Origin of the sequence: Mycetocola tolaasinivorans, from assembly GCF_003667565.1 — a bacterium.
GTDB lineage: Bacteria > Actinomycetota > Actinomycetes > Actinomycetales > Microbacteriaceae > Mycetocola > Mycetocola tolaasinivorans.
Genome location: NZ_RCUX01000006.1, coordinates 139322 through 156116 on the forward strand (window position 1 = coordinate 139322; position 16795 = coordinate 156116).

Annotated in this window: 14 protein-coding genes; 11 read left to right on the plus strand and 3 right to left on the minus strand. The window is 68.3% G+C overall.

The genetic code is table 11. From position 1 onward, the window contains the following. Window positions 1–76 precede the first annotated feature (76 nt). The 3 genes from D9V32_RS09035 to D9V32_RS09045 all read left to right on the plus strand — a co-directional run bounded on the left by D9V32_RS09035 (window position 77) and on the right by D9V32_RS09045 (window position 5217). Window positions 77–559 (plus strand): GNAT family N-acetyltransferase, encoded by a 483-nt coding sequence (locus tag D9V32_RS09035; RefSeq protein WP_183086253.1) that lies wholly within the window; start codon window positions 77–79, stop codon window positions 557–559. Window positions 560–747: 188 nt separating this feature from the next. Beyond that, on the plus strand, window positions 748–3324 hold the full coding sequence (locus D9V32_RS09040; RefSeq protein WP_121648581.1) for a LuxR C-terminal-related transcriptional regulator: 2577 nt from the start codon (window positions 748–750) through the stop codon (window positions 3322–3324). A gap of 315 nt (window positions 3325–3639) precedes the next feature. After that, on the plus strand, window positions 3640–5217 hold the full coding sequence (locus D9V32_RS09045; protein ID WP_121648582.1) for a deoxyguanosinetriphosphate triphosphohydrolase family protein: 1578 nt from the start codon (window positions 3640–3642) through the stop codon (window positions 5215–5217). A gap of 27 nt (window positions 5218–5244) precedes the next feature. On the opposite strand, the gene D9V32_RS09050 is transcribed toward D9V32_RS09045, so the two are convergent. Continuing rightward, window positions 5245–5739, minus strand: a complete 495-nt coding sequence (locus D9V32_RS09050) for a carboxymuconolactone decarboxylase family protein (RefSeq protein ID WP_121648583.1) — start codon at window positions 5737–5739, stop codon at window positions 5245–5247. Between the two features lie 82 nt (window positions 5740–5821). Here D9V32_RS09050 and pdxR point away from each other — a divergent pair, with 82 nt between their 5' ends. From pdxR to D9V32_RS09075, 5 genes are all read left to right on the plus strand, one after another. Continuing rightward, window positions 5822–7252 (plus strand): MocR-like pyridoxine biosynthesis transcription factor PdxR, encoded by a 1431-nt coding sequence (gene pdxR / locus D9V32_RS09055; protein WP_121648584.1) that lies wholly within the window; start codon window positions 5822–5824, stop codon window positions 7250–7252. Between the two features lie 473 nt (window positions 7253–7725). Further along, window positions 7726–8862 (plus strand): HNH endonuclease family protein, encoded by a 1137-nt coding sequence (locus tag D9V32_RS16665; protein ID WP_425462006.1) that lies wholly within the window; start codon window positions 7726–7728, stop codon window positions 8860–8862. A 110-nt stretch (window positions 8863–8972) separates the two neighbouring features. Further along, complete coding sequence (locus D9V32_RS09065; protein WP_121648586.1) at window positions 8973–9791, plus strand: HNH endonuclease family protein; 819 nt, start codon at window positions 8973–8975, stop codon at window positions 9789–9791. Between the two features lie 52 nt (window positions 9792–9843). Further along, window positions 9844–10425, plus strand: coding sequence for an ArsR/SmtB family transcription factor (locus tag D9V32_RS09070; protein ID WP_121648587.1), 582 nt, complete (start codon window positions 9844–9846; stop codon window positions 10423–10425). Further along, window positions 10425–11705: an MFS transporter gene (locus D9V32_RS09075; RefSeq protein ID WP_121648588.1), complete on the plus strand. Its 1281-nt coding sequence runs from the start codon at window positions 10425–10427 to the stop codon at window positions 11703–11705. Before D9V32_RS09070 ends, D9V32_RS09075 begins: the two co-directional genes overlap by 1 nt. On the opposite strand, the gene galE is transcribed toward D9V32_RS09075, so the two are convergent. Both galE and D9V32_RS09085 read right to left on the minus strand, forming a co-directional pair. Beyond that, window positions 11702–12661, minus strand: a complete 960-nt coding sequence (galE, locus tag D9V32_RS09080) for a UDP-glucose 4-epimerase GalE (protein WP_121648589.1) — start codon at window positions 12659–12661, stop codon at window positions 11702–11704. The genes D9V32_RS09075 and galE overlap by 4 nt on opposite strands. Next, complete coding sequence (locus D9V32_RS09085) at window positions 12658–13461, minus strand: DeoR/GlpR family DNA-binding transcription regulator (RefSeq protein WP_245982203.1); 804 nt, start codon at window positions 13459–13461, stop codon at window positions 12658–12660. Before D9V32_RS09085 ends, galE begins: the two co-directional genes overlap by 4 nt. 132 nt (window positions 13462–13593) lie before the next feature. Here D9V32_RS09085 and galT point away from each other — a divergent pair, with 132 nt between their 5' ends. Genes galT through D9V32_RS09100 form a run of 3 tightly spaced genes read left to right on the plus strand, consistent with a single transcriptional unit; the run spans window position 13594 to window position 16787 of the window. After that, window positions 13594–14757, plus strand: coding sequence for a galactose-1-phosphate uridylyltransferase (gene galT, locus D9V32_RS09090; RefSeq protein WP_121648590.1), 1164 nt, complete (start codon window positions 13594–13596; stop codon window positions 14755–14757). Further along, window positions 14754–15926 carry a galactokinase gene (gene galK, locus D9V32_RS09095; RefSeq protein WP_121648591.1) on the plus strand — a complete coding sequence of 391 codons (1173 nt, stop codon included), beginning with the start codon at window positions 14754–14756 and terminating at the stop codon, window positions 15924–15926. Before galT ends, galK begins: the two co-directional genes overlap by 4 nt. 48 nt (window positions 15927–15974) lie before the next feature. Further along, the gene (locus D9V32_RS09100) at window positions 15975–16787 is read left to right on the plus strand and encodes a dienelactone hydrolase family protein (RefSeq protein WP_121648592.1); all 813 of its coding nucleotides are present in this window, start codon (window positions 15975–15977) and stop codon (window positions 16785–16787) included. The last annotated feature ends 8 nt before the right edge of the window (window positions 16788–16795 follow it).

Genomic DNA, 16795 nt, shown 5'->3' on the forward strand with positions numbered 1-16795 from the left:
TCCGAGAAAATCGATAGGGATATCGTCCCACGGAACCCGATTCGATTCGTCGCCTCGCCGCCGCTACGCTCGGGGTATGTCCAGCACAACGTTTGCCTCGATTGATCCGCGCGATCCGCTCGCCCTGTCGGTGCTCACCTCGTACTTCACCGAGGTGGCCGATCGTTGGGAGGGCGCCAGCGCCGATCCGGCCTGGCTCCAGCAGACCCTGAATGGCCCCGAAGTGGCGCTGCTGCAGGGCACCGGCGGAGACCTGGTGATCGCCCGTCGCGGCGAGAGCATCGTGGGCTGCGGCGGCGTGCGCTGGATCGACTACGACACCGCGGAGCTCACCGCGGTGTACACCTTTCCGTCCGCGCGTGGGGCGGGGATCGGCACGGATATCGTGACCGAGCTCGAACGTCGTGCCCGACTGACCGGCCGTCACACCGTGCGGCTGGATACCCGCGAGGACCTCGTCGAAGCGCGTGCCCTCTATGCCGGTCTCGGATATGCTCCGGTACCCGCCTTCAATACGGATCCCTACGCGCAGATCTGGCTCGCAAAGTCGCTCGCCTAGTAGTCGCGCGGGCGCGGTGACCGCGGCGAAACCGCCGCCCCAACGTGCCCCGTTTGCGGGTGTGAAAATCGGAATCGGCGAATGTAGGCTGGCGGCGGGGGCGTCGGGCCGGCACTTGTGGGTCCTTCACTGGAAGCAGAAACCGGAAGGAGACTGCGCTGATCCGCCTGTCCGCCCGCCTGCCGCGCGTGCTTCTTACCCGCGCCGCCCTCGTCCCGCGCCTCGACCGAGCAGGGCTCGTCCTCATTGACGCCCCGCCCGGATCCGGCAAAACCACCCTCGTCGCGCAGTGGTCGGCCGCGCATCCGGCCCTCTCCGGCGTGTGGTTCGGTGCCAGCCGCACCGAAACCCGCGCCCAGTTCTGGGAGGGTCTCCACCTGCTGCTCACCGCCCGCCAGCGCATTAGCGCGCCCGGTTCCTTTTCGCGAGAGGGCCTAATCCGCTGGTTTGGTTTGCTCGGCGAGCAGTGCGTGGTGCTGCGCGATGCCCACCGGGTAACCGACCCGGAGATCCTCGAAGACATCGTGCGGATCCTGCGTGCGTGCCCCAACATTCGCTTCATCGCCTACGGCAACGGCCTCGACGCCCTGCACCAGCGTGCCGCCGGTGCCGGCCTCGAACACGAGATCCTCAGATCCACCGACCTGCGGCTGACACGGGCGGAGACAGAGGGCTATTTTTTGCTCCTCGGGGTACCCGACCCGGCGGCCCTCGCGGACGAGGTCGACGAAACCCTGGACGGCACCTTCCACCGACTGCGCGCGGCGGCGGCGACGCACGGGGCCGAACCCGCGCTCGAGGGGCCGCCCGCGAACGATGCGGAGACCGACTCTGTCTTTGACCGCCATCTGGCCGTTGTCCGTCACGAACTACACTCGGACGTCTCCTATGCGCGCTTTCTGGCGCTCGGGCTTCCCGATGAGCTTCCCGAGGGCCTCATCGCCGCGGTGATCGAGGGGGATGCCGGGGTACACGGATGCATTCCCGACCTGCTCACGATCGGCGTGTACGGCCCGGACGCCCGCCCGCTCGCCAGCCTCAACCGGGTACCGCTGGCGCTGGGCCCACAGCTGCGGGCCAGACTGACCGCCGAGCTGCGTGAGGTGTTTCCGGTCGCGCACGGCCAGGCGGCGCGGCGAATCATCCGCTGGAAGATGCGAAACGGCTACCCCGCCGAGGCGCTGATGCGTGCGGTGGCGATCGATGATCTCGCGCTCGCCAGTGAGGTGGTGTGGCGCAACTTCGGACCGCTGATGAGTCGGCACGGCTCCGTGGTTGCCCGAAGCCTGCGCCGGATCCCGCTGCGCGAGATCCGCCGGTTTCCGGTGCTGTGCCTCACCCTCGCACTGGTGTACAACTCGAGCGGGCTGACCCGCCTGCGCGCGGTCGAGTACTTCGGCCTCGCGCTGACCGGCGGCCGCGAGAGCCTGCAGACCGCCGCGCTCAACGAGCGTGCGCTGCTCCTGGCGATGCAGTCCAGCGCGAACCGGGTGATCGGCCGATACGGGCCGGCACTAGCCACCGCACGAACCGCTGACGACATCATCCGGTCCCTGCCGCTCGATGCGCGGGAGGCCCTGGGTCTCGTGATTCCCGTACTCGGCGCACACCTCGCGATCACGCTGCACGCCTGCGGGCACAGCGCCCAAGCACTCGAAATGCTCGGCACCGCATTCATCGAAACGAGTTCGGAGGTGCCCGAGGATCGCGCCCACGTGCTCGCCCTCATCGCCGGCATTTCGGCTTTCCGCGGGGAGTATGTGCGGGCAAAGCAGGCGCTGGCCCGGCTGGACGAGATGGGCCCACTGGCCGTGCAAAACCGCGTGTATCTGAGCACCCATGAGGCCGCGGCCCGGGCGATCCTCGCGCTGGAAGCGGGCCATCCCGAGGCGGCGGTTGAGCTTCTGGCTGAGTACCGCGACGAGGTCGAAACCAGCGAACACTGGCCGGTCATCGTCGAGCCGCTGGCCCTGGCCGAGCTCTTTCTCGGGTTGCGGGTGGCCGCCACAATCCGCCTGGATACCCGTCTGGGGGATGAACGGCAGCCGCCGATCTCCCCGGTGCAGCGTGCGCGGCTCGTGAGCCTGCGCGCCGATCTCGAGCTCTACGGTGGCAACCTTGCGCGAGCCGACTGGTTTGCGGCATCGCTGCCCCTACAGGATCCCGCCACCGTGCTGTTTCGTGCCCGGCGCGAGCTGGCGGCCGGCAACGATCAGCGCTGCTCGGTGCTCCTGACCGACCTCGATTTCGAGCGAATGCCGCCGCGATCGCGCGCACTCGCGCACCTCCTCATCGCGGCCTGCACGATTCACGCCGATGATGCCCGATTAAGCCTCGACGCGCTCGAGGCCGCGGTCGCGATCCTCGAGGAGCAGCAGCTCGCCCTTCCGCTGTTGCACATTCCGCCGGCCAGGCTCGATGAGCTCGAGGCGCTCGCACACACGCAGGGACGAATCCTGCTCGCACACACCCTCGCCGCGCGGCGAAACGGCCTCCCGAACCCCTGGGAATCGGCGCCGGAACAGGTCAACCTGACGGTGCGTGAGCGGCTAGTATTGCGCCACCTCGCCCACGGACTGAGCGCCGCCGAAATCGCCCGCGCCCTCACCGTCTCTCTCAACACGGTCAAGACGCAGTCCCGTTCGGTGTATCGCAAACTCGGCGTGAGCAGCCGAAACGATGCGGTTGCCCGCGCCGCCCGGCTCGGACTGATTCGCGAACCCGCCCTCTCACGTACCGCACTGCAGGGTGCGGACGACATCTAGATCGAGCAAGATCCCCACGGTATGGGTGAAGCCGGGGGTGAAAAGAAACTCGATTTTCGCTCGAAATCCTGAGCTCGGTTAGCCTGGTCCAGGATCTTCCACCCCCTGGGACGATCGTCCCCACCTCGGACCCGAACATCCGAGGTGGGGACTGCCCCCCCCGCGACTCTGTCCGCTTGTTCCGTCTCTGGGCCCGAACATTCGAGGTGGGGGCTGCCCCCGAGGTCTCGGCGTTTGTCCCGGCTCGGCGCGTAGGAGCTGGCTAGGATGGCCAAACCAGCGTCGCGCGCTGGTGCCACCGCCAAGGAGAACCCCATGTCCGAACGTGACCCCATCCCCCCGGTTTCCCCCGCTGCGCCCGCGCTGCACTCCGACCGCTCCGGGGCCGCTCCCGTCCCGCGCGATGCCCGCCATGCACGCGCGACCCCGGAGGACGTCCTGCCCGGTGCCCGCGCCTCCCACGATTTCCGGGTCGACCTCGAGCGCATCCGCTTCTCCCCGTATTTTTCTCGGCTCTCTGCCGTAACCCAGGTGGTGCCCCAGGCCACCAGCGGCCCGGTTATCCACAACCGACTGACCCACTCGATCAAGGTCACCGCGGTGGCGCGTGAGATCGCCGTGGCCCTGCTCTATACCGATGAGAAAACCCGCGCGACCATCGATGCTCTCGGCGGTTGCGACCCCGTGGTGGTGCAGGCCGCCGCGAGCGCCCACGACCTCGGACACCCGCCGTTTGGACACCTGGGCGAGCAGGTGCTCGACCGCGTGGGTCGTGAGCGGCTGGGGCTCGCCGAGGGGTTCGAGGGCAATGCGCAGACGCTGCGGATCCTCGCCGAGCTCGACACCCACGGTGCCGCCCAGCCCGGCCTGAACCTCACCACCGCCGTGCGGGCGGCGGTGCTCAAGTATCCGTGGACTCGCCTCGAATGGGCGAGCTCACACACCGATCTCCCCCCGCACGAGCGGCCGCGCGGTGCCGGGGCCCCGATCTCGACCGGCGCACACAAGTTCTCGATTTACTCCCTGCACGCGCGCGAGGCCGAGGCCGTGCGCGCCGCGTATCCGGCCATTGCGCCGTGGCAGCAGACGGTGGAGTGCTCGATCATGGACATCGCCGATGACATCGCCTACTCGCTGCACGACCTCGACGACTTCTACCGTGCGGGTGTGCTGCAGCACGCCACGGTATCGGCCGAGCTGCGCTCCTGGCTGCGTGGCCGGGCCGAACTGAGCGGCCTTGCCGACGGCGAGATCGCCGCGCATCCGCGGGTGCCCGGATACCGGCTTGAGGCGCTGCGCCGCCACCTGCTGACTCGCGATGGCTGGATCGCCGACGACGAGGCGTTTGGCAATGCGGTGGACCGGGTGGCCGAGGAACTCGTCGACGGCTTGCTCGCGGTGCCCTTCGACGGCGGAATCGCCAGCGAGCGTGAACTCTCGGCGTTTATCCGACGCTGGCTGGATCGCTTCCAGGCCTCGATCGTGGTGGAGGCCAACCCGCACGTACGCAGCGGCCACATTCGGCTCGCGACCCAGGCCTGGCACGACGTCATGGTGCTGAAATTTGTCCACACGCGTTTTGTGCTCGAGAATCCGGATCTTGCGACGACCCAGCGCGGGCAGGCTCGCCTGGTGGAATCCCTCGTGGTGGGGCTCGACGAGTGGCTGCGGGACCCCGATGATTCCTCGCGCGCCCCGCGTCGCCTCCTCGAACAAGTGGAGGAGGCGACCGAGAGCTATCACGAGCTGCGTCGAGAGGATCCGACGCGCCTGATCGGCGATTCGGATGATGCGAGCCTCGCCCGCCGCGGTCGCGGCCGCGCGGTCATCGACTACGTGGCCTCGCTCACCGATGCCCAGGCGCAGTCGGTGACGGCGCAGCTGGGCCGCTAGCGGGCCGGGATCCGCTCCGCCCCATTGCTAGTGCGCGGCGGTGCCCGGGGTGTAGTGTCCCGGCACCATGCGGGTGGCAACGCCAAAACGGTTGAAGGCGTTGATTGCGACGATGGCACCGATGAGGTGCACCAGCTCGGTTTCGGTGAAGACCGCGGCCGCGCGGGCATACACGGCGTCGGGAACAAAGCCGTCGGTGAGGACGGTCACGGCCTCGGTGAGTTCGATGGCGGCAACCTCGCGTGCGGTGTAGAAGTGCTCCGATTCGGTCCACGCGGTGAGCTGAATGATCCGCTCCACGGTTTCTCCCGAGGCCAGGGCGTCCTTGGAGTGCATATCGACGCAGAACGCGCAGTGGTTGATCTGTGAGGCGCGGATCTTCACGAGGTTGAGCAGGGCGGTGTCGAGGCCGGCACCGGATACCGAGTCCAGGCGGACGAGGGCACGGAAGATCTCGGGTGCATGTGCGCTCCAGTCGGTGCGGGGCGTGTGCTCGGGCATCAGGGGCTGGGCGGTGGTCATGGGGAGTCCTTTCACTGGGGCGCAGTGCGCCGTGTTCCCCTCACGTTACGCACCGTGCGGTCCGGGAGTAAGATCCATTTCTATGGAAGAAACGCAGACCACTTTGGGGGCGCGTACCGCCGGGATCGCCGGGATCGATCTGCACCTCGACCTCGCCGGGGCGGGTGTGCGGGCCGGGCTGACCGCCGCGCTGCGCGAGGCCATCGCCTCCGGCCGGCTTGCCCCGGGCACCCGGCTCCCCGCCTCACGCGCCCTCGCGGCCGATCTCGGAATCGCTCGCAGCAGCGTCACCGAGTGCTATGCGGAGCTGGTGGCCGAGGGGTGGCTGGTCGCGCGTCAGGGCTCGGGCACGCGGGTGGCGGCCCGAGCCGCGGCACCCGTTCCGGCTATGCCCGCGGTACCGCCGCGTCGAGACACCGGGGCGGGTCTCGTTCCCGGTGCCGCGAACTTCGCCGAGTTTCCGCGTACCGCCTGGCTCGCAGCTGCTCGGCGGGCGCTCGCGGCGGCACCGCACTCCGCATTCGGATACGGAGATCCGCTCGGAAGCATGGAACTCAGGGTGGCACTCGCCGAATACCTGGCTCGTGTGCGCGGCGTGCGAGCGGATCCCGGCCGCATCATCATCACCGCGGGATTCCATGATGCGCTGGGCATCGTGTCCCGCGCCCTGCGCACCCGCGGGGCCACGGTTTTTGCCGCCGAAACCTTCGGGCTGGGGTTCTATCGTCAGCTCCTGAGCGGGGAGGGCGTGCGCCTCACAAATCTGGAGGTGGATGCCCTCGGTGCGCGAGTTGACGACCTCTCCCTGCTGCCGACGGCCGATCGGCCCGCCGCGGTACTCCTCACCCCCTCGCATCAGTTCCCGACGGGTGTGGTTCTCTCCCCGGAGCGGCGCAGCGCGGCCATCACCTGGGCTCGGGAGAACGCGGCGGTGATCCTCGAGGACGACTACGATGGCGAGTTCCGCTACGACCGTCGGCCGGTGGGCGCGCTCCAGGGTCTCGACCCCGAGCACGTCGTGTATTTCGGTACCACCAGCAAGTCGCTCGCCCCCGCCCTGCGGGTGTCCTGGATGGTGGTGCCCGAGCATCTGCTTGCCGATGTGGCCGCGGCGAAGGGGCGGGTGGAAACCGTGAGCGTCCTGGAACAGCTCACGCTCGCGGAGTTCATCACCTCCGGGGCGTTTGATCGCCACGTGCGCCTGCGTCGCCAGAGTTACCGTCGTCGCCGCGATCAGCTCGTGACCGCGCTCGCCGATGCCGCCCCCGATGTACGCGTCAGCGGTGTTGCCGCGGGGCTCCAGGCGGTAATCGAGCTGCCGGCCGGATCGGAGGGGCGCGTTCTCCTGGCCGCCCGCTCCCGCGGGGTAATGGTGAGTGGTCTCTCCGAGTTCCGGCACGGAGGCCCGGAAACCTGGGCCCCCGCGCGGGACGGACTCGTGGTCAACTTCTCCGCGGTCTCCGATGCGGTCTGGGATTCGGCGCTCGCGGAGCTGTGCCGGGTGCTGCCCTAATTCTTGTGGCCGTCAGGCGCGCTCGTGTCCCCCGTTTGATTGGTTTGGTGGCCCCAGTTTGACGAAGATGCGGCGTGTTCGGTCGGGCGATTCGAGAATCCCTGGGAGCTTCACTAGCCTCGGACAGGATTTCTCCGCGCCCGAACGCGAGTGAAATCAGCATAATCGCGCCCGGACGTAGCCGTGCCGCGATTATTGCCAAGACTGCGCGTGAGTGACGCGCGAAAGGACCCTGCGTAATGCCCGAAAATGCCCGTCGGACGCTCATGCCGAGCACGGTAATCGTCTCCGGAATCGTTGCCATGTTGGTGATTGTCGGCTTCGGGACACGAGGGGCCGTCGGCGCGCTGATCATGCTTGCCATTGCGGGCCTTTTTACGGGTCTCTATGTTGCCCTTACGGGTCGTCGAAGCTGGGCGCGCCTCCCGGGGAATCGGCGCATGGGTGTACTCGTCCTTGCTGCGAGCATGGTCATGTTTATCATCGGCGGTTCGCTCCTGCCACGTGGATCTAGTTTGGCGGAAAGCCCGCCCGCGGATTTCGCGGGCACCGCATCTTCCGATGCTTCGGCGTTGAGTATCGCGCTGAGCTTTCCAGAGGACTTTGAACCCGTTGGATCGGCGAGGGGGCTTTTGGATACCCTTGAGATTCGTACAAAGGCCTGGCAGCCTGCTTTTGAAGGTGTTGAACAGTTTGGTATCGCAGAGCCACGTCCACAGGCCGGGACCGAGAGCCTAACTGACCCCTACACCGGAGAGCAGTTGGCTGCCACCGGAAGTAAGAAGTCTGACCTGGTTGTGGACCACGTGGTTTCCCTAAAGAACGCGTGGCAGACCGGAGCACAGGAGCTGACCCCGGAGCGACGCGCACTGTTCGCCACAGATCCGCTCAACCTTGCCACGATCAGCGCCGAAGTACACCGCAAGAAAGCGGGATCCGATGCGGACCAATGGATGCCAACGTCCCCTGAGCGCGAGTGCGCCTATGTTGCACGCCAGGTTTCGATAAAGGCCGTATACGGTCTCTGGGTGACGGCTCGTGAGCGGGCCGTATTTGTCGAGACTCTTGAGCGGTGCCCGGCTCAGAATGCAGTTCAGTCCTCTATCGCCCAGAGTCAACCGCGGCCACTTCCCGAACCTGATCCAATTCCGACTACCGCATCTGATGAGTCAACGGTTGTACCAGCTCCATCGGTGAGGCAACAGCAGGCTCCCTCATCTAAGCCCGATGTACCATCTGCGCCGGCTAAGCCTGCTGCTCCGCCTGCGCCGGCTAAGCCTGCTGCTCCGCCTGCGCCGGCCAAGCCTGCTGCTCCGCCTGCGCCGGCCAAGACTGCTGCTCCGCCCGCTCCTGCCCCGGCAGCAACCAAACCCGCAGTGCCCGCAGTGCCCTCAGTTCCCGCGGTGCCGCCTGCACCTGCACCTGCACCTGCACCTCCGGCTCCTCCTGCACCAGCTCCGCCCAAATATGAGCCGGTGCCGCCGTCGGGAGGCACCGTGCGCCCTGGGTCATTCTGCACGCCAGCCGGGGCAACCGGATACACCGTGAAGGGGACTCCGATGGTGTGTGGCGTGGCAAAGGGCGGACGTCTGCGCTGGATCTCCCGCTAGCCGCGGATACCGCGATTCCCATCCACGAGCCACCGAAGCGTCGGTGGCTCGTGGTCTGATGGTATTGGGCGACCCCGCGCTCCACTCATCGTTTAACCAGAGGAAATTCAGTGCCTTCGCGTCGCCCAACTCGCCCGTCTGCCAGCCCTGCCCGTCGTCGCCGCGCCTCCCCGCGCACGGCCGCGCTGCTGTCAATTCCCGCGCTGATTCTCGCGCTGATCGTCGGGGCGCTCTCGCTCGGCGAAACCGAGGCCGGGCCGGTACCCAGCGCGCCCGCAAGCATCCCGGTTCCCTCCGCGGGCGCCGGGGGCGGCGAAGACACCTTCCCCGCGGGGTTTGTCTCCGCGGGGCTGGCGAGCGACGTGCTGGCCAAAATCCCCGTGCGCGGTCGTGCGCCCGGCACCGGTTATGACCGCGTGGCCCGCTTCGGTACCGCCTGGTTTGACGTCGAGAAAAATGGGTGTGATACCCGCAACGACATCCTCGCGCGCGATCTCACCGCCGTCGAAACCCGCGGCGGCTGCCGGGTGCTCTCCGGCGTGCTGAACGACCCCTACACCGGTACCGAGATCCACTTCGAGCGCGGGGAAAAGACCTCGATGGCGGTGCAGATCGACCACGTGGTGGCGCTCAAGAACGCCTGGCAGACCGGCGCGCAGGCGCTCACCGACGATCGCCGCCGCGAGCTCGCCAACGACCCGATCAACCTCCTCGCCGTGGACGGCCCCACTAACTCCCAGAAGGGAGATGGCGATGCCGCCACCTGGCTGCCGCCGCGGCGTGCCTCCTGGTGCGGATACGCGGCCCGGCAGGTTTCCGTCAAGGCCGCCTACGGCCTCTGGATGACCGCCGCCGAACACGACCGGATCGGTCAGATCCTCGAATCCTGCCCCAGCCAGGAGGCCGCACGCTCCCCGCTCGCGGGATAAATAAACATACACAAGAAGTATTGCGCAAGAGTTCTTGTGTAATGCTGGGTGCATGACCGATCAGACCTCCCCGCGCACCGACGCCGCAGCACTGCGCGTGCTCGCGCACCCCACCCGGATTCGGCTACTCGCCCTGCTGCGCGAGCACGGCCCGCAAACGGCCGCGCTCCTCGCCGACCGGGTAGACGAGGCACCGGGCACCCTGAGCTATCACCTGACCCGGCTCGCCGAGGCCGGGTTTATCGAACCCGCGCCCGAGGCGGGCACCGACCGACGCGAACGCTGGTGGCGGGCCCGACACGAGCTGACCACGTGGAAAGACTCCGAGCTGCTTGACGACCCCGAGCGTCGCGCGGCGGCCCGTGAGTTCCAGGGCCTCATCGGACAGTTCTACGCGAGCCAGTACGCCGCCTACGTCGACTCGATGCCGCAGCTCGACACCGAGTGGGTGGATGCCGCCACCTCGGGAGACCGAATTCTGCGCCTGACCGCGGCCGAGCTGGGCGAGCTGGGTGCCGAACTGAACGATCTGCTCGCGCGCTGGAGTGCGCGCAGCGAGGCACACGTGTCGGGTGACGACGCCGAAAGGGTGTTCGTGCTTGCCCAGGCGTATCGCAAACCCGCAACGTCCTGATGGGTGAATCGCGGAGTCGAATCCGGCTCTCCCTGGGCGCGCTGCTCGGGAGCCACGTGCTCTCGCGCACCGGCAATGTGGTCACGCTCTTCGCGATTCCCTTCTCGGTCCTCGCCCTGGGCGGTGGCCCCATCGACGTGGGGCTCGCGGCGTTTGTCGCCACGGCACCGGTGATTCTTGGTGGCCCACTCGGCGGTGTCCTCGTTGATCGCGTCGGCTATGTGCGTGCCAGCGTGGTTGCAGATATCGTGAGCGGAGCCACCATTGCCCTCATCCCGATTCTGGCGGTCACGGTGGGGTTGCCCTTCCCCGTGCTCCTCACCCTGGTGTTTCTCGGCGGCCTGCTCGATACGCCGGGGGAGACCGCGCGCCGTGTGATGCTGCCGCAGATCTCCACGGCCGCGGGGATTCGGCTTGAACGCTCGGTGGGGTTCCTCGATGCGAGTACCCGGCTCTCCTCCCTGCTGGGCGCACCCGCGGCGGGGCTCTTGATTACGGCGCTCGGAGCGTATCCCGCGCTCACGGTCACGGCGGTGACCTTTACACTCTCGGCGCTGATGACCGGTCTCTGGGTGCGAATGCCGGGATCCGCGGAACCGCTCGAAGCCCCGCAGAATCCGGAAGGCTACTGGCAGGATCTCCGCGCGGGGTTCGCCTTCGCGGTGCGGGACCCACTGCTTCGACTCATCGTGGCCATGGTGCTCATCACTAACCTGCTGGATGCCGCCCGCATCAACACCCTACTACCGCTGTACGCGACCGAGTATCTGAACGGACCAGCCGCGCTGGGCCTGGTGCTCGGGGTCTTCGGCGGCGGTGCCCTGGTGGGCTCGCTCACGTTTGGGTTCTTTGCCCACCGGATGCCGCGGCGAATAACGCTCGCCGTGTGTTTCACGATCGCGGGCGGCCCCTCGCTCGTGGTTCCGGCGCTGGGGCTGGGGCTCGAATGGATGGCGCCGGCCGCGGCGATCTCCGGGCTCGCCGCGGGGGCCGTGAACCCGATCCTCGGTGCGGTGCAGCTCGAACGCATCCCCGTGCACATGCGCGGGCGGGTGTATGGGCTGATCACCGCCGGTGCCTGGGCGGGGATCCCCCTCGGCGGCCTCCTGGGCGGAGTTTCGGCGAGTGTCATCGGGGTGACCGCGACGTTCGGCGTGATCGCCGTGATCTACACCCTCGCGACGCTCTGGCCGCTCACCGGTGGAAACTGGCGGCTCATGGAGCGCTCGCGGATCGCTCCGGGAGAGGACCCACCCGCGAGCGCGCCCCGGGTCGACTAGGCTGCCGGGCTCGCGCTCCAGGCGCTCTCGACCATCTGTGCGAGCGTGTGTCGCATCTTCCAGTCGAGGTCTCGTGCCGCGGCGGTGCCGTCGGCCACGATGCGGTCGGGGTCACCGGCGCGGCGCGGGCCGATCACCGGATCGAAAGCGATGCCGGTCACGCGGGCCATCTCGTCCATGATCTGCTTGACCGAGAGGCCGTCGCCGCTGCCGAGGTTGTAGACCGGCTGCAGGGCGGTGCCGGCCTCCAGCGCCTGTGCCGCGGCCACGTGCGAGTGCGCGAGGTCGGCCACGTGCACGTAGTCGCGCACGCAGGTGCCATCCGGGGTGTTGTAGTCGGTGCCGTTGATGCGTGGGGTCTTGCCCGCGCGCAGGGCACCGATCACGAGGGGGAACAGGTTGTGCGGGCTGGCATCCCAGAGCCCCGGCTCACCGGAACCCACCACGTTGAAGTAGCGCAGGCTCACGTGCGTGATCCCCGCGGCCGCGGCCTGGTCGCGCAGCAGCCACTCGCCGATGAGCTTGGATTCTCCGTAGGGCGATTCCGGGGTCGTGGCGGTGGCCTCGGTCACGAGATCGGTGTGCGGGGTGCCGTACACCGCGGCGCTCGAGGAGAACACGATGCGTGTGATGCCGAGCTCGGCCATGACCTCGAGGACCGTCACGGTACCGGTCACGTTCTGCGTGTAGGTGTGCAGCGGGCGCTCGACCGACACCCCGGCAAACTTGTATCCGGCAACGTGAATGACGCCGGTAACGCCGTGGCGCACCATAACCTCGCGGAGGGTCTCACGATCCAGAATATCGCCGTGCTCAAACGCGATTCCCGCGGGTACAAACTCGGGGATTCCGGTCGAGAGGTTGTCGTAGACAACGGCGGTGAGCCCCGCGTCGCGCAGGGCGCGCACAACGTGCGCACCAATGTATCCGGCACCGCCGGTTACGAGCCAGGTCATGGGGTCTCCTTGAGGGGTGTGGGGTTGTCGGCAATGAGGACGCTGTCAATCGATTCGGCGAGGCGTAGACGGGCCGCCTCCGGCAGCCCGGCATCGCTCAGGAAAATATCGGCCGCCCCGAGCTCGGCGATCTGGCAGAGCCCGGTCACGCCCCACTTGTGGTGATCGGCGATGACCACCACGCTCGCCGCGGCATCGAGGAAGGCCCGGTTTGTTTCGGCCTCAAGCATGTTGGGCGTGGTCAGGCCGCCCTCGGGGCTCACCCCGTGCACACCCAGGAAGCAGACGTCCACGCGGAGCGCGCGCAGTGTGGCCACGGCGAACGGGCCGACCAGGGCGTCGGAGGGGGTACGGATCCCGCCCGTCAGAATCACCGTCTGCGAGGTGCCGCCCTCGTCAAAGACCGCGGCGATGCGCGGGGAGTTGGTCACCACGGTGAGATCGGGCACCTGGGTCAGGATGCGGGCCAGGGCGTGCGTCGTCGTGCCGGCATTGAGCGCGACCGACATGCCGGGCTGCACCCGGGTGGCCGCGAGTCGGGCGATCTGTTCCTTCTCGGTGGCGGCGATCCCGAGGTTGTGGGCAAACCCGGGCTCGCTCGAGGTGGTGCCGCCGGGGAGGGTCGCGCCGCCGTGGGTCTTGACGAGGTCTCCGCGCTCGGCGAGATTTCCGAGGTCTCGACGCACGGTCATTTCGGAGACCGCGAGCTCGGCCGCGAGGGTGGTCACGCGCACCTGGCCGTCGCGGCGCAGGCGCTCGAGGATGTGGCTGTGCCGCTGGGGTGGGAGCATCTCGGTCATGGGGCCTCGGTGGGTCGTGGTGCGCGAACGCGATGTGCGAATGTGTTAATTATGCCCGGGATTCGACCTTGCATCAAGTTCATTTGTGTGATTATGATCGTTTTTGTTCGAATAAGAAGGGCAAAGGCGCACATGACCACTCACGGTGTCACATACCGCACCCACCTCGCCGATGGGCGAGAACTCCTGTATTTCACCGATTTTGGAACGGTGCAGGAGACGCCGCCGGCGGACTCGCGTGACCTCCCGCCGCGCCCCGGCGCCGAGCAGGGCGGCGCAACCATGCGGTTCGATCCGCTGCGCGGAGACTGGATCGCCTTCGCCGCCCACCGCCAGGGCCGCATCTACCTGCCGCCGACCGACCTCTGCCCGATCTGCGCCAGCCGCCCCGGACACGCGACCGAGATTCCCGCCGCCGAATACGACGTCGTAGCGTTCGAAAACCGCTTCCCATCGTTTGGCCCCGAGCCCGCGGTCGTTGATCTCACCCCCGCGCTCGGTGCCGTGCGCCCCGCCGCCGGTCGATGCGAGGTCGTGGTCTTCGGCTCGGATCACGACGCCTCGCTCAGCCAGATGCCCCCGCAGCGCATGCGCACCATTGTGGGTGCCTGGGCACAGCGCACCGCGGAACTGCGCGCGACCGAGGGCGTCGAGCAGGTCTTTGCGTTCGAAAACCGTGGCGCGCAGATCGGCGTGACCCTGCACCATCCGCACGGCCAGATCTACGCCTACCCGTTCGTGACCCCCACCACCCGGCTGCTGCTGGGGCAGGCCGCCGCACACCGTGAACGCACCGGCGCCAACCTCTTCGCCGACATCCTGGCATTCGAGCACCATGCCGGTGAGCGCGTGATCGAGCGCGGCGAGCACTTTACCGCGTTTGTGCCCTTTGCCGCCCGGATGCCCATCGAGGTCCACCTCTACCCGCACCGTCACGTGGGCAACCTCGATGAGCTGACCGAGGGGGAGCGCGATGAGCTGGCCGACATGTACCTGCGCCTGCTCCGCGGCATCGACGGGCTCTATGATGATCCCACCCCGTACATCTCGGCCTGGTTCCAGGCACCCAGCACGCACCCGGACCGCGGGGAGATGCGCCTGCACCTGCAGATCACCTCGCCGCGGCGCGCGGTCGATAAGCTCAAGTACCTGGCCGGTTCGGAGGCCGCCATGGGCGCGTTCATCGGCGATGTCATTCCCGAGGAGACCGCCGCCCGGCTCCGCGCGACCCCCGCGTATGCCGGCACCGCATCCGGCATCGACACCACCACGGATTCCGAGGGAGAGCCCGCATGACCCCCGACGCACTGAGCGCCGCATTCACCGACCGCTTCGCCCTCGCCCCGGCCGGCATCTGGAGCGCGCCGGGACGGGTGAACCTCATCGGCGAACACACCGACTACAACGCCGGCTTTGCGCTGCCCTTTGCGATCGAGGCGCGCGCGTACGTGGCCGTCCGCCCCACGGACGATGACGAACTGGCGTGCGCCACGACCTTCGGAGACGAGGAGGCGGCACCCACCGTACGGCTCTCTCGGACTGAGCTCGCCGCGGATTCGAGCGCCTTCGCCGGTGCCGGCGGATGGGCACGCTACCTCGCCGGGGTCGCCTGGGCCTTCGATCGTCGCGGAATCACCGTGCCCGGTCTGCGGGTGCTGCTGCACTCCGACGTGCCCGTGGGCGCCGGACTGTCCTCCTCGGCCGCGGTGGAGTGCGCGCTGGCCATCGCCCTCAACGAGCTCACCGAGGCAAACCTCGACCGCACCGAACTCGTACAGATCTGTCACGAGGCCGAGAACAACTTTGTGGGTGCCCCCACCGGGATCCTCGATCAGTCGGCCTCGCTGCTGTCCGTCGCGGGTTCCGGAATCTTCCTCGACTGCCGGGACCGCACCACCCGCCCGGTGCCGCTGGATCTGGCGGCGCACGGGCTCGCCCTGCTGATTATCGACACCCGTGTCACCCACGCGCACGAGAGTGGGGGATACCGTGACCGCGTGGCCTCCTGCGTGCGTGGCGCGCGGCTGCTCGGAGTCGAGACCCTGCGCGAGGTTGATCTCGCCCTGCTTGCCGCCCGTGCCGAAGACCTCGATGAGGAGACCCTGCGCCGCGTGCGCCACATCGTGACCGAGAACGCCCGGGTTGAGGAGACCGTGGGCCTGCTCGACGCGGGTCTGCTCGATCAGATCGGGCCGATCCTCACCGCGAGCCACGCCTCGATGCGGGACGACTACGAGATCTCCAGCTCCGAGCTCGACGCGGCCGTGGAGGCCTCGCTGCGGGCCGGCGCGATCGGTGCGCGGATGACCGGTGGCGGGTTCGGGGGCTCGGCGATCGCGCTCGTTGCCGCCGAGGGCACCGACGCGGTGCGCGCGGCCGTCCGCGAGGGCTTCGCATCACGGGGCTGGGCGGAACCTCGGATTTACGAGACCGTTCCCGGGCCCGGGGCACACCGCGATATCTAGTTCGAGCGCTCCCGGCGAGCCAGGGATCACCGGGGTTACACTGTGCTCATGACCGAGCACGCACCCATCGCCGGGCTCACCGGCTGGACCAGCACACCGTTCACCGCGGCCGACATCACCCACGACGTGTTTGAGCGTGGCGAGGGGCCGGGTGTGGTGCTGCTCCCCGAGATTCCCGGCATGACGCCCGAGGTGATGGGGTTTGCCACCCACCTCGTGGAGGCCGGTTTTCACGTGGCGATCCCCTCCCTGTTTGGAACGCCCGGTCGCCCGGCGAGCACCGGATACCTGGTGTCCGCCGTCGCGAAGATGTGCGTCTCCACGGAGTTTCGGGCGTTCGCCGTGGGGGCGCACCGGCCGGTGGCCGACTTCGTGCGGGCCCTCGCGGCGAATCTGGATGCCCGCACCCCGGGCCCGGGCGTCGGCGTTATCGGAATGTGCTTCACCGGCGGTTTCGCCCTGGCTGCGGCCACATCGACCAGCGTGCTGGCGGCCGTGATGAGTCAGCCCGCCGCACCCTTCCCGGTGAGTCGGGCACGACGAATCGACCCCACGATGTCGCCGGATGAGCTCGCACGCGTGGCCGAGCGGGCGGCCGCCGGTTCGGTGTGCGCGCTGGGCCTGCGCTTCAGCGAGGACGGCACCGTGCCGCGCGAACGCTTCGCGACGATCGAGGCGGCCCTCGGCGACGCCTTCGACGTGATCGAGCTCGACTCCTCCCCGGGTAACCCCGGCGGGTTTTCCCGCGGGGCTCACTCGGTGCTCACGGGTGAGGTGCGCGAGGTTCCTGGGCATCCAGCCGCGGCGGCGCGCGAGCGCACGGTGGAGTTCCTGCGCACCCGGCTCACACCGGCGGCCTAGCCGGCCCG

Excerpts from the sequence above, each read along its gene's own strand:
- D9V32_RS09035 (WP_183086253.1), top strand. The coding sequence starts at position 77 with ATGTCCAGCACAACGTTTGCCTCGATTGATCCGCGCGATCCGCTCGCC.
- D9V32_RS09045 (WP_121648582.1), top strand. The coding sequence starts at position 3,640 with ATGTCCGAACGTGACCCCATCCCCCCGGTTTCCCCCGCTGCGCCCGCG.
- D9V32_RS09050 (WP_121648583.1), bottom strand. The coding sequence starts at position 5,739 with ATGACCACCGCCCAGCCCCTGATGCCCGAGCACACGCCCCGCACCGAC.
- pdxR (WP_121648584.1), top strand. The coding sequence starts at position 5,822 with ATGGAAGAAACGCAGACCACTTTGGGGGCGCGTACCGCCGGGATCGCC.
- D9V32_RS16665 (WP_425462006.1), top strand. The coding sequence starts at position 7,726 with ATGTTTATCATCGGCGGTTCGCTCCTGCCACGTGGATCTAGTTTGGCG.
- D9V32_RS09070 (WP_121648587.1), top strand. The coding sequence starts at position 9,844 with ATGACCGATCAGACCTCCCCGCGCACCGACGCCGCAGCACTGCGCGTG.
- D9V32_RS09075 (WP_121648588.1), top strand. The coding sequence starts at position 10,425 with ATGGGTGAATCGCGGAGTCGAATCCGGCTCTCCCTGGGCGCGCTGCTC.
- galE (WP_121648589.1), bottom strand. The coding sequence starts at position 12,661 with ATGACCTGGCTCGTAACCGGCGGTGCCGGATACATTGGTGCGCACGTT.
- D9V32_RS09085 (WP_245982203.1), bottom strand. The coding sequence starts at position 13,461 with ATGACCGAGATGCTCCCACCCCAGCGGCACAGCCACATCCTCGAGCGC.
- galT (WP_121648590.1), top strand. The coding sequence starts at position 13,594 with ATGACCACTCACGGTGTCACATACCGCACCCACCTCGCCGATGGGCGA.
- galK (WP_121648591.1), top strand. The coding sequence starts at position 14,754 with ATGACCCCCGACGCACTGAGCGCCGCATTCACCGACCGCTTCGCCCTC.
- D9V32_RS09100 (WP_121648592.1), top strand. The coding sequence starts at position 15,975 with ATGACCGAGCACGCACCCATCGCCGGGCTCACCGGCTGGACCAGCACA.